Source organism: Corynebacterium sp. KPL4035 (assembly GCF_037908325.1).
GTDB classification, from domain to species: domain Bacteria; phylum Actinomycetota; class Actinomycetes; order Mycobacteriales; family Mycobacteriaceae; genus Corynebacterium; species Corynebacterium kefirresidentii.
On the sequence record NZ_JBBMGF010000008.1, the window covers coordinates 13,863 to 26,833 of the forward strand.

Genomic DNA, 12,971 nt, shown 5'->3' on the forward strand with positions numbered 1-12,971 from the left:
TCATGTCCGATATTGAGCGCACCGAATTTAACCTCCCCGACGGCGTCGACGCGGCGCATTCCTCGCAGCGCAATAGCGACGTCGAAGCGACCGCACACTCCGAGGAACATGATATTGAGCGGTCATTGCGCCCGAAGTCGCTAGATGAGTTTATAGGCCAGCCCAAGGTGCGCGAGCAGCTTTCCTTGGTGCTCAAAGGCGCTAAGAATCGTGGAGTTACGCCGGACCACGTTCTGCTCTCTGGCCCGCCTGGCCTGGGTAAGACCACCATGGCGATGATTATTTCCCAGGAGTTGGGGACCTCGCTGCGTATGACTTCGGGGCCTGCCTTAGAGCGCGCCGGCGATTTGGCCGCCATGCTTTCAAATCTGATGGAAGGCGACGTGCTTTTCATCGATGAGATCCACCGCATTGCCCGGCCAGCAGAAGAAATGCTGTATATGGCGATGGAAGATTTCCGTATTGACGTCATCGTAGGCAAGGGGCCTGGTGCTACCTCCATTCCGCTGGAAATCCCGCCTTTTACCCTGGTAGGGGCTACAACCCGCGCCGGCATGCTTACTGGCCCCCTCCGTGATCGATTCGGCTTTACTGCGCAAATGGAGTACTACGACACGGCTGACTTAACTCAGGTGATTAAGCGTGCGGCGCACATCTTAGACGTAGACATTGACCACGATGCGGCGGTAGAAATTGGTTCTCGTTCGCGTGGCACCCCGCGTATTGCTAACCGTCTGTTGCGCCGCGTTCGCGACTACGCTGAAGTCAACGGTACGGGTTTGATTGATCTTAGTGCGGCCCAAGGGGCGCTCGAGGTCTTCGACGTGGATGAAATGGGCCTCGATCGCTTGGACCGGGCAGTGCTCGATGCATTGATTAAGGGACACGGCGGCGGACCAGTCGGCGTGAGCACCCTTGCCATTGCGGTGGGCGAGGAACCCTCGACGGTTGAGGAGGTGTGTGAGCCCTACCTGGTGCGTGCCGGGATGATTGCGCGAACAGGACGCGGCCGCGTAGCTACCGCCGCTGCGTGGCGACACTTGGGGCTTACTCCTCCTGAGGGGGCAGCTGGCCTGTTTTAATTCCAGGCGCCAGCCTGCTTGGTCAAGCACTCTGGGTTTTTGTGTCCACTTCCGTCTGGCACACTAGGGAGCTATGGAAATCATCATTCTTATCATTATTGGCATCCTGTTCGTCATTCCCTCCTTCATGGCCATGCGAAAGCAGCGCCAGCGCCAAAATGATATGCAGGCCCTACAAAACTCCCTCAAGCCGGGCGATTCCATCGTTACCGCGGGCGGTGTACACGGCGTGGTGCGTAACACCAGTGACAAGGATGTGGATCTAGAAATTGCCCCAGGAGTGGTGGTTACTTTTGACAAGATGGCCGTGATTCGCACCGAGCAGGAGGCCAATAAGCTCGAGCGCCCTGCGGCTGCTGGGGAAGCACAAGGCGATACGGAAGATAACCTGCCTGATGAGAATGTCCCTCCGTTCGGCGGCGAGGGGAAGAACTAACCCCGTCTTTCCTGAGAGTTATCTTAACGTTTGCTAGGTGGTGGGAACTTTGTGGAGCGTAGACCCCATCACACTTTGGGCCTTATCTGGCCCTCGTTAAGGAAAATTCCGTCTCATGACGTACGATTGTGCGTTGTTGACGTGCCTGCGCCATCCGGTCGGGCCGTATTTATTGTCTAAGCACCCTGTTATAAGCAGCACAGGAGATTATCGTTGTCCGCATCACCCCGTCGCGCTATGAAAAATAGCCAACGCCAATGGCCGAAGCGCGCTATCGCGTTATTCGTCCTCATTGTGGTTGTTATCTATGCGCTTATCTTTCTTACTGGTAGCCGTCAAAGCACGCCGAAGCTCGGCATTGACCTGCAAGGCGGTACTCGCGTAACGCTTGCTCCGCAAGGCGAGGAGCCCACTCAGGACCAGCTCAAACAAGCACGCACCATCTTGGAACAGCGTGTCAATGGTATGGGCGTTTCTGGCTCTGAGGTTGTCATTAACGGCAATACCCTGGTTATTACCGTGCCAGGAGAGGACGCTTCCCAAGCACAGGCCGTAGGTAAGACCTCGCAGCTCTTCTTCCGCCCAGTGGCTAAGCCATCCATGCCGGATATGGGCAAGCTCAATAAGGAGCTAGAAGACATGGCCAACCGCTGGGTAAAGTATGGCGTGCTAAGCGCAGACGAAGCGAACAAGCAGATGGATCAAGGCGTCAAGGCCATCTCTGCGCAGGAAGCGCAGATGACCGGACAGAAGCCAAAGGAGAAGAAGGCTCCAAAGGTCAGCGCTAAGCCCCTGGATGAGCCAAGCAACTCCATTGAGCAGTCGAAGCGCCGTGATGAAATCACGGAGATGTTGCTCAAGGACCGCCAGTCCGAGGATCCGACGACCCAAGCCGCAGCTTCGATGCTGATGACCTGTCAGGGCGATACCGATCCGCTGGCTGGCGCGGACGATCCGGCTAAGCCATTTGTTACCTGTGATTATTCCAAGGGCAACCCGTACGTTCTCGAGCCCGCGCCACTTCTTAACGGCATCAAGGATGAAAATGGCACCCGCCTAACCGGCAATGAGATCAATACCAATGGTCCTATCGAAGGCGGTATGAACAACAAAACCGGCCAAATGGAGATCAACTTCTCTTTCAAGACCGGAGATGGACCAAACGGTTCCCAGACGTGGGCGGACCTCACCAAGGAACACCTCAACGACCAAGTCGCCATTACCCTTGACTCCGCAGTTATCTCTGCACCGGTGATCCAGGGCGCAACTCCAGTTGGGTCCGCAACCTCTATTACTGGTGATTTCAGCCAGGAGGAAGCACAGAACCTGGCCAATAACTTGAAGTATGGCGCACTGCCGCTGTCCTTCGCCGGTGAAAATGGCGAGCCGGGCGGTACCATTGAGTCCATTCCGCCGACACTGGGTAAGGCCGCCCTGCAGGCCGGCCTTATCGCGGGCCTAGTCGGCTTGGTACTCGTGATGGCTTATTCGCTGTATTACTTCCGCGCACTGGCCGGCGTCTCCCTCGTCTTCCTCATTTCTTCTGGCCTGTTGACCTATGGTGCCTTGGTGCTGCTGGGTCGTTGGATCGGCTACTCACTGGATCTCTCCGGTATTGCTGGTCTGGTCATCGGTGTGGGTGCAACGGCTGACTCCTTCGTGGTCTACTACGAGCGCATCAAGGATGAGCTGCTAGAGGGACGCACTTTCCGCTCCGCTACGCAAAAGGCGTGGGAGCGTGCTCGTGCGACCATCGTGACCGGTAACGCGGTGACCCTCATCGGCTCCGTAGTGGTCTACTTCCTCGCCATCGGTGAGGTTAAGGGCTTCGCCTTTACCATGGGCCTGACCACGGTCTTCGACCTTGTCGTATCCTTCTTGGTTATGGCACCACTGATGCAGTTGGTGGGCCGCCGTCCAGCTGCAGCCAAGCCTTCGATGAACGGCCTTGGCGGTATCTACGCCTTGGTGGAAGAGCGTCGTGAACGCGGCTATTTCGGCTCGGGGCATCGCAAAGCAGGCTCCACTAAAACCTCCGCAACCAAGGAGGCAGCCACCACAGAAACGGCAGCACATACTGCCGCAGGAACCGCACGTCCCGTTGATGCTGCGGAAGATGAGGAGAAATAAGCATGGCTGTTTCGACTAAGCACAAGATTTCCCGAATGGACCGCCTCTACGAGGATGAGCGCGGTTATGACTTCATTGGCCGCACCAAGCTGTGGTACGGCATCACCGCCGCGCTGATCGTGGCGGCCGTGGCCGCAATCCTAATTCGCGGCTTCAGCCTCTCGATTGACTTCGAAGGCGGCACTACGCTGTCCATGCCGGCAGGGGACCTTAAGGAAGAAGAAGTAGGACGCGTCTTTGAAGATTCCACCGGCGTAGAACCCGAGCAGGTACATATCGTAGGCTCCGGCAACTCCGAGACCTTGGAGATTGTCTCCGAACGCCTCAGCCAAGAAGAGGTGAATGCGGCTCGTACCGCTATCTACGAGGACTTTAAGCCGAAGGATGAAGAAGGTAAGGCCACCCCGGATGCCATCGGTTCGTCCACGGTATCTGAGTCTTGGGGTTCTGCCATTACCCAGCGCATGCTTATCGCCATGCTGGTCTTCTTGGTAGCTGCCACCGTTTATGTGGCCATTCGCTTGCAGAAGAACATGGCTTTTGCCGCTATCATCGCCCTGATTGCAGACGGCCTGATTATTGCCGGCATTTATTCGCTCTTCGGATTCCAGGTTTCCCCTGCTGTCATTATCGGTCTGCTTACCGTCCTGACCTTCTCCATGTATGACTCGGTCATTGTCTTTGACAAGATCAACGAGAACACGGAAGGCCTGGAGGGACAGCGCAAGAAGACCTTTGCTGAGCTGACGAACCTGGCGATTAACCAGACGGTCATGCGCTCGATTTCTACCTCGGTGATTTCTGCGCTGCCGATTATCGCGCTCTTCGTGGTGGCCGTGTGGCTCATGGGCATTGGTACCCTGCGCGATTTGGCACTCATCCAGCTCATCGGTGTGGTTGAGGGTATTTTCTCCTCCATCTTCTTCGCTACGCCATTGGTTGTCACCTTCGCCAATATGTCCAAGAAGATTAAGCGCCACAATAAGCGAGTAGCGGACTACCGTGCTGGTAAGGATGAGAAGGGTGCTGCAGAAGATGACGCACCCGCAGCGGGGCGCACCGTGGTTTCGCCAGTAAGTGCTCAGTCCACCCCGGCTGGCAAAGAAGCCGAATCGGCGGAGTCCACCGGACACCCTGGCGCAACGTGGCGGCCAGGAAGGTAACTTCCGGTAGTAAAATTCAGGCGGATCGCTAGCTGAAGTGAGGGCACATAACCATGCTTAAGGAAAAGAGCAGTTCTGGAGGACGTCATAGGGGGAGGCGGGCCCTTGCTTCATGCGTATCCGCACTCGCCCTGGCTGCATCTGCCTGCAGCGGGCAGGGTGGCGAGGATGAGTCTTCGGCTGCGCCCCAGGAACCAGAATCCTATGGATACTTTGGGTACCAGGTAAATTCCCGTCTGGCCACTACCAACGCAGGCACCTCCTTTGGTTCTGCCAGCTCCGCCGGACTGTTGTCCACGCGCCTATATCCTGGCCTTTTCGTACCTGGTCCCGCGGGCGAATTGATCCCCAATGCAGACCTAGTAGAAACGGAAGAGCTCCCGCCCGCTGAGGGCAGCGACCAGCGCAGCGTCCAGCTGACCTTGGCCGAGGATGCCGTCTTTTCCGATGGCACTCCCGTGACCTGTGATGATTACTATTTGACTTACGTTGCCGGCACCCATCCGGCTGAATTTGCCTCCCATATGCCGCTGATGAATGACATTGCGAATTTCAGCTGCGAACCCCACAGCAAATCGTTTACGTTGACCTTTAATAAGGATCAGGGGCAGCGCTGGCGCCATATGTTTGGCGCCGGAACGGTCATGCCCGCCCATGCGCTGGCAGAAAAGGCTGGGTTGAGCCTTGAGGAGCTTAATGCGGCGCTGGCAGCCGAAGATATGCAAGCGCTAGATCCAGTTGCCCAGGCATGGCGGTATGGCTTCTCTGTGGCAAAGGATCAACTCGATCCAAAACTGCAAGTGTCTTTTGGCCCCTATGTCATCGACAAGATAGGCGATGAGGGCGAGGTTATCCTCAAAGCGAACGAAAAATACTTTGGGGATGCGCCAGCCGAGGACCACGTTGTGGTGTGGCCAGCGGATGCTGACGCGCAAAAGCTGGTAAATAAGGGGGCGCTGCGCGTGGTCGACGCCGCCAATGCAACCCCTGACTGGCTTGACCGGAATCAAAGTGAGTCAGAGGAGGACTCCTATGAAGCTACCCCAATGGTAGGCGAGCTAACGGATACGCTGACGCTGTCTGAGGCTGGGGTATTCGCCGAGCCGTGGGCACGCGAGAGCTTCGCTGCGTGCGTCGATCAGCAGGCGGTGGCTCAGGCAAGCTCCGCGGCCTCTGGCGTAGAGGTGCCACCGGCTTATGTGCGCACCGTTTCCGTCACCAACCCGGTTGCCGGCGGCCTCGACAAAGTGGGCAAGGAGCACCAGGGTACCGATCTGGCGCAGGCGGGGAATCTGAATGGAACGACCATCAAGGTAGGCTACTTAGGACCGGATAAGCGTTACGCAGCGATGGTGGAACAGCTCCGTGCATCCTGTGAGCCGGCCGGAATCACCATCGAGGATGCGTCTGCGGAGTTTATGTCTCAGCACTACCTGGAAATGGATCCAGAAACCTGGGCACCTACCGTCGACGCTTTCCTTGGACCGGTAGATCCCCAGACGGAGTACTCCGCGGTCGAAGCTAGTATGAAGAACTCTGCGGAGCTTAAGAAGACAGAAGAAGCTTTGTGGAAGGATATTCCGTCCATTCCGCTCTCCGCGCAGCCGCGTGTCTTCCTCGTCCGCCGCGACGTGGAAGGTGTCCTGCCGTACACTGGCGTCTCGGGCATCGGTTGGAATATGGATCGCTGGCGTAGCACCGCTCCAACCGAAAAGAAGTAGGACCCGCAACAGCGGCCGTTAACGACCTCTCGCAATTATTTCTCAAGGAAGATTATGAGTTCGCACTACGAATCAGCAGCACAGGCTCTCAAGGATAAGGTTCGCCTCGTTCAAGACTTCCCAGAGGAGGGTATCCTCTTCGAAGATCTCACCCCAGTTTTGGCAGACCCAGAGGCTTTTCGCACCGTCGTAGACGGCTTAGCGGCCGCCTGCGAGGAACTGGGCGCGGAAATGATCGGTGGCCTAGATGCCCGTGGCTTCCTCCTCGGCTCGGCCGTGGCCTACAAGATGGGCCTGGGTATCCTAGCCATCCGCAAGAAGGGCAAGCTTCCTCCTCCGGTATACACCGAGGAATACGAGCTGGAATACGGCTCGGCGGCGCTGGAGATTCCGGCCAGCGGCGTCGACATCAAGGGCAAGCGCGTAGTGCTTGTCGACGACGTCCTAGCCACCGGTGGCACCCTCCATGGTGCGAAACTTCTGCTCGAGTCCGCGGGTGCCGAGGTTGCCGGCAACGTCGTTGTGCTGGAAGTCAAAGGCCTCAATGGGCGTGAGCGTTTATCCGGCCCGCCGCTCATTGTGCTAAATGCCACAGACTAAGATGAAGTGTCTAAGCTAGATCCCACGATCTAGACGAATATGAGGCCAATATGGCCCGTGGCACTGTGAAGGGCGGTAGAAATGGCCATGGATAAACCCGTAAAGCGCCAGACCGGCGGCGGTATGCGTAGCATGTCGGCTCGCCTTGCCCGTTCGCTCACAGGCGGCCGAGTCAGGGTGAATCCGGTGCTGGACCCGCTGATGTCCATCCACCGCAAGTTTCACCCTAAGGCCGACTCAGACCTGCTCAATCGTGCTTATAACACCGCCGAGCGTCTGCATGAAGGGGTTTTCCGCAAATCTGGAGAACCTTATATCACCCACCCACTTGCCGTTGCTACGATCGCTGCGGAAATTGGTATGGACACCACCACCATCGTGGCAGCGCTCTTGCACGATACGGTGGAGGATACGGACTACTCCTTAGACGACCTCACCAGGGATTTCGGCCCCGAGGTGGCCCGGCTGGTTGACGGTGTGACGAAGTTGGATAAGGTGGCGCTGGGCTCGGCCGCAGAGGCGGAAACCATCCGCAAGATGATCGTAGCCATGGCCACTGACCCGCGCGTCTTGGTCATTAAGGTAAGCGACCGCCTGCACAATATGCGTACGATGCGGTTCCTCCCGCCCGAAAAGCAGGCCAAAAAGGCGCGCCAAACCCTCGAGGTTATCGCTCCATTAGCTCACCGCTTAGGCATGGCCAGTGTGAAGTGGGAGCTGGAGGACCTATCCTTTGCCATCCTGTACCCCAAAAAGTACGACGAGATTGTGCGCATGGTGGCAGACCGCGCCCCCTCGCGTGACCGCGCGCTCAAAGAGATCATTAGCCAAGTTAGTGCGGCATTGAAGGAAAACGGCATTGAAGCTGAGGTTATGGGCCGGCCAAAGCACTACTGGTCCATCTACCAAAAGATGATCGTACGTGGCCGCGACTTTGCAGAGATTTTTGACCTAGTGGGTATCCGCATCCTAGTAGAGGATGTCAATAGCTGTTATGCCGCAATTGGCGTGGTTCACTCGATCTACCAAGCTCTGCCCGGGCGCTTTAAGGACTATATTTCTTCGCCGCGATTTGGTGTCTATCAATCGCTGCACACCACAGTGCTAGGCGATGGTGGTGCCACGCTGGAGGTCCAGGTACGCACCCACGAGATGCACTACAACGCCGAATTTGGCGTGGCCGCTCACTGGCGTTACAAGGAAACCAAGGGCAAGAACTCGGGCCACCAAGAAGAAGTGGACCAGATGGCGTGGATGCGCCAACTTCTGGACTGGCAGAAGGAAGCAGCTGACCCTAATGAGTTCCTAGATTCCCTGCGCTATGACCTTACCGCTAAGCAAATCTTTGCCTTTACCCCTAAGGGTGACGTAGTAAATCTGCCAGCAGGTTCTACTCCGGTGGACTTTGCCTATGCAGTACATACCGAAGTGGGGCATAGGTGTATCGGTGCCAAGGTCAATGGCAAGCTGGTAGCACTGGAATCGAAGCTAAAATCCGGTGACAAGGTTGAGATCTTTACTTCTAAAGACCCTAACGCAGGCCCGTCCCGTGATTGGCAGGACTTTCTGGTATCTGCACGCGCTAAGACTAAGGTACGGCAGTGGTTTGCCAAAGAGCGCCGCGAAGAACATTTGGAGGCTGGGCGAGATGCCCTAGCCACTGAGGTCCAGCGAGGCGGCCTGCCGATGCACCGCCTGTTTACCGCCAGATCCATGAAGCAGGTGGCGGAGCAGCTGCACCACGCTGATGTCGATTCGCTGTATACCGCCATCGGCGCGGGCCAAGTATCTGCGCAACATGTTGCCAATCAATTGGTTGCCATGTTTGGGGACCAGGACGATGCAATTGACACTTTGGCCTCGCGCACGCCGCTGTCTGAGATTGAAAATTCCCGTGCCCAGCACACCGAGGACTCCGCATCGGGCACCGGCATCTTGGTGGAGGGCAGCCCTGATGTAATGGCCAAGCTCGCCAAATGCTGCCAGCCTGTACCAGGCGATACCATCTTTGGTTTCGTAACCCGCGGCGGCGGAGTATCAGTGCACCGAGCCGACTGCACCAACGCGGAAAAGCTCAAAGCAGAACCCGAGCGCATGCTAGAGGTGGCCTGGTCTTCTGGGACCTCCGCTACCGGTGCTTTCTCTGCGACGTTGCAATTGGAAGCCCTTGACCGGCAAGGCCTTCTTTCAGAGCTCACCCGCGTTATGAGTGATGAGAACATCAACGTTTTGACTATGAACTCCAACCGGGGAGATGACCACATTGCGACGGTTAGGTTTACGTTCTCGGTGTCAGACACCAAGCAGCTGGGCACGTTAATGACGACCTTGCGCAATACGGAAGGCGTCTTCGACGTTTACCGAGTAACTGCTTAGCGCGCTTTCTCCTTACCCTCAAGGAGGGGCGGGGCAAGCAACGCGAAGGCTTCGGGCTGGTTACCAGTGTATGAATTTTCGGCTTCTGCCAGGTAAATCCCCAGCAAGCGAGCTTAGTTTCTCCTGCCAAGTTGTTAGTAAAGCGATATAAATTATCCTGTTGCTTTCTACAATCTAGGAGTATTTCAATGCAGTTTCGCCGCATCGGCCAACTTGTGGCCGCCACTACCGTATCCGCTGTAGCTCTCTCCGGCGCGCAGGCGGTCGCACAAGAAAACAAGACCACCATCTCTGTCACCAATATCACCGATATTCACGGTCACTTGGAGGACAAGATCGGCGACCCAGCAAAGGCCGGCGATGAAATTGGCGTGGCTCGTTTGCAGTCCCTAATCAAGCAGGTCAATGAAGGTCAGGAATTCAACCTGACTTCTTCGGGCGATAACGTAGGCGGCTCTGCCTTTGTATCTGCAATTTCTGATGACAAGTACACCCTTGAGGCTCTCAATCAGATGGGCATGAAGGTATCCGCAGTGGGCAACCACGAGTTTGATAAGGGCACCGAGGATCTAACCGAGCGCATTCAGCCGAACTCCACGTATCCCATCTTGGGTGCCAACGTGCTGAAAGACGGCAAGCCCTTGCTTAAGCCTTCTCACGTTGAAGACGTGGACGGCGTCAAGGTGGGCTATGTCGGAACCGTGACGGAAAATACCAAGTACAAGGTATCTGCGGCCAAGATCCCGGGCGTTACCTTCACGGATCCAGTAAAGGCAACCAATGAAGAGGCCGCCCGGCTAAAGGAGTCCGGCGAAGCGGACGTTGTTGTCGCCCTTTTCCACGAGGATGCCCAAGAATATGCCGAGGGCTTCAGTAAAGACGTAGACGTGCTTTTCGGCGGCGATACTCACCAGCGCACCAAGGGCGAAGTCCCGCGCGAAGGTGCACTCCCGTTGCAATGGGCGCAGGGGCATGAGTATGGCAAGTTGCTTAACGACGTCGACATTACCTTTGACAAGTCCGCCAAGAAGGTAACCGACATCAAACTCAGCCAGTACGATGCTACCGACGCTACCGCTGTCGAGCCGGACGCTGGCATTGCAGCTGTGGTGGAAAAGGCACAAAAGGAAGCCGAGGTAGAAGGCTCCAAGACTGCAGGAAACGTCAAGCAGGACCTGTTCCGTGGCTCTGACGAAGGCGCAGAGGCAGGCTCCAACCGTGGCGTAGAATCCACCCTCAATAACTTCATCGCAGATGGCCAACGCTATGCCATGAGCAAGCAGGTAGGTAAGGATATCGAGATCGGTGTCATGAACGCCGGTGGTGTGCGTGCTGACCTGAAGGGTGGCGACGTTACCTACAAGGACATCTTTGAGGTGCAGCCGTTTGGTAACTCCGTGATTACCGCAAAGATTTCCGGCGAGGAGTTCATCAAGGCTTTGGAAAACCAGTGGCAGGAAGGCAGCCGTCCGCGCTTGGCCATGGGGCTTTCCAATAATGTGCAGGTGGTCTACGACCAGAAGGCCAATAAGGGTGAGCGGGTAAAGTCCGTGACCATCAACGGCGAACAGATTGACCCGAAGAAGGATTATTCCATCGCGCTGTCGTCCTTCCTTGCTTCTAGTGACGAAGAAGCCGGCGGCGATGGCTATTTCAACGCTGGTTCCATCAAGGACAAAAACGATGTGGGCTACATGGACACTCAGGCCATGATTGACTACATCAAGTCGGGTGAATCTGAGGTCCGCACCGGACAAGGTCAAATCGGTGCCCACGTTGAAGGTGAGGTGAAGCCGGGTAAGGAAATTACCGTCAATCTGTCTAGCCTTAATTACTCCACCGAGGGTGAGCCGATGGCCAAGAAGGCAACCGTGAAGTTGGGTGACGCTGAGCAGACCGTCGACATCGACAACGCTGCCCAGGAAGGCGATGCGCAATTTGGCGAGCGCGGACGTGCAACGGTAAAGCTCACCGTTCCAGAAAACCTCAGCGGCAAGCAAAACCTCGAAATCACCACCGATGCCGGCACGAAGGCAACTCTGCCTATCGAGGTAAGCGGCGAGGGCTCCCAGGAGCCGGGTGCTAAGCCCGAGCCGAAGGGTTCCTCCTTGTCCTCTAACGGTTCTTCCATGGGCAGCGCAGTATTTGCCATTGTCGCGGCGCTGGTAGCTGGTGTTGCGGTTGTGGGTATGAACCCGCAGATTCTTCCTGCCCCAGCGCGCAAGATGATTGAGGACCTGCGCAAGCAATTCCACCTCTAAGCCATCACGGCGCTAGGCGGAGCGGTTCTTCCTGAACGGGGGAGTATCGCTCCGCCTTTTCTGTATGCCGTGCAGCAGCCAGGTAACCTAATCAACCGTGGATACTCTAGACCTCTTCCTGCGCGAAATTACCTATCAACTAGGCATTGAATGGCACCGTATCCCCGTTGTCGTATTGGCCACTTTGGGCATTTATCTATCCTTCATGGTCCTAGTGAAGATATTTGGCTCCCGGGTCCTTACTTCCATGACGGCCTCAGATGCCATCATCATCATTATGTTCGGCGCGGTTGCAGGCCGTGTCATTGTGGGTAATCCACCGACCCTGGCCGCCGGCGTAATCGGCTTGACTACTCTGATGGCTCTAGAGGCCGCGTTCGGTACTATCCGCAAAGTGGTGAAGTGGACTCGCTTTCTTGACCGGCGCCCAGTTCTCCTAGTATTTCGCGGGAAAATGGTTGAGGATAACTTGACCCTGGCGCATATTACTAAGTCAGATATCTATTCTGCTGCCCGCAAGGCAGGCATTAGCCGCATGCAGGACGTACAGATTATGATCCTGGAGCCCACGGGTCATATCTCTGTCATCAGGGTCGGTCAAACGATCGATCCAGAGCTTTTCAAAGACCTCGTAGGGTCCGAGTACATTGAAGACGCCAAAGAGTCCTAGATGCATCCCTAAGCCTGGAAAGCTCAAGCGTCGGTCAGTTCTTCCGATTGCTCAAAAGCCTATGAAAAAGCCGCTGCATTCCCTTTTGGAATGCAGCGGCTTAAGAATCGCTATGAAGCGGTGACCTTACTTGTTGCCGAAAGGCAGGTCGAGGTACTTGTTTGCGAAGGCGAACAGGGTGCCCAGAGCGCCGATGACGGAGGTAACAACGCCGATCCAAGCCTTGATTTCCTTAGGATCCATATCCTTGATGGAGGAACCCTCCTCGGTCGGCTCAGCGCCATTGGTGGTGGTCGCAGCGGCGGACTCCTTGTTCTCGGTGGAGGACGCTGGAGTGGTCTCGGCAGCGGTAGCAACGGTGGTGCCAGCGAAGGTCATGGACAGAGCGGTTGCGCCGGCAACGAGTGCCTTGCGGGAGAAAAGCTTCATTTTTGATTCCTAACAAGCTTGGTGCGTTCAAAGACGTTTCAAATACTAGACAGGCTGACAGGCTTCCGCAACAGTATTGGCAGGTTTTGTTTACTCGCTGAAA

Annotated in this window: 10 protein-coding genes; 9 read left to right on the forward strand and 1 reads right to left on the reverse strand. The window is 56.3% G+C overall.

Annotated features, from left to right (window positions below):
* Positions 1 to 2: 2 nt before the first annotated feature.
* The 9 genes from ruvB (at position 3) to WMP96_RS08275 (ending at position 12,439) form a co-directional block, all read left to right on the forward strand.
* Positions 3 to 1,082 carry a Holliday junction branch migration DNA helicase RuvB gene (gene ruvB / locus WMP96_RS08235; protein WP_301715708.1) on the forward strand — a complete coding sequence of 360 codons (1,080 nt, stop codon included), beginning with the start codon at positions 3 to 5 and terminating at the stop codon, positions 1,080 to 1,082.
* Between the two features lie 73 nt (positions 1,083 to 1,155).
* Entirely contained in the window at positions 1,156 to 1,518 is a 363-nt protein-coding gene (yajC, locus tag WMP96_RS08240) for a preprotein translocase subunit YajC (RefSeq protein WP_248098549.1), read from the forward strand.
* Positions 1,519 to 1,755: 237 nt separating this feature from the next.
* A complete protein-coding gene (gene secD / locus WMP96_RS08245; RefSeq protein ID WP_051138332.1) occupies positions 1,756 to 3,648 on the forward strand; it encodes a protein translocase subunit SecD in 1,893 nt (630 codons plus the stop codon).
* A 2-nt stretch (positions 3,649 to 3,650) separates the two neighbouring features.
* The gene (gene secF / locus WMP96_RS08250; protein WP_301715709.1) at positions 3,651 to 4,811 is read left to right on the forward strand and encodes a protein translocase subunit SecF; all 1,161 of its coding nucleotides are present in this window, start codon (positions 3,651 to 3,653) and stop codon (positions 4,809 to 4,811) included.
* A 53-nt stretch (positions 4,812 to 4,864) separates the two neighbouring features.
* Positions 4,865 to 6,532, forward strand: a complete 1,668-nt coding sequence (locus WMP96_RS08255) for an ABC transporter substrate-binding protein (protein ID WP_301715710.1) — start codon at positions 4,865 to 4,867, stop codon at positions 6,530 to 6,532.
* 54 nt (positions 6,533 to 6,586) lie between these two features.
* Entirely contained in the window at positions 6,587 to 7,132 is a 546-nt protein-coding gene (locus tag WMP96_RS08260) for an adenine phosphoribosyltransferase (protein WP_023021438.1), read from the forward strand.
* A gap of 87 nt (positions 7,133 to 7,219) precedes the next feature.
* Complete coding sequence (locus tag WMP96_RS08265; RefSeq protein ID WP_156900699.1) at positions 7,220 to 9,508, forward strand: RelA/SpoT family protein; 2,289 nt, start codon at positions 7,220 to 7,222, stop codon at positions 9,506 to 9,508.
* A gap of 188 nt (positions 9,509 to 9,696) precedes the next feature.
* Entirely contained in the window at positions 9,697 to 11,769 is a 2,073-nt protein-coding gene (locus tag WMP96_RS08270) for a bifunctional metallophosphatase/5'-nucleotidase (protein WP_301715711.1), read from the forward strand.
* 97 nt (positions 11,770 to 11,866) lie between these two features.
* Positions 11,867 to 12,439: a DUF421 domain-containing protein gene (locus WMP96_RS08275; protein WP_023021441.1), complete on the forward strand. Its 573-nt coding sequence runs from the start codon at positions 11,867 to 11,869 to the stop codon at positions 12,437 to 12,439.
* 126 nt (positions 12,440 to 12,565) lie between these two features.
* Here the strand turns inward: WMP96_RS08275 and WMP96_RS08280 are convergent, their stop codons facing one another.
* The gene (locus WMP96_RS08280; protein WP_200287419.1) at positions 12,566 to 12,868 is read right to left on the reverse strand and encodes a hypothetical protein; all 303 of its coding nucleotides are present in this window, start codon (positions 12,866 to 12,868) and stop codon (positions 12,566 to 12,568) included.
* Between the last annotated feature and the right edge of the window lie 103 nt (positions 12,869 to 12,971).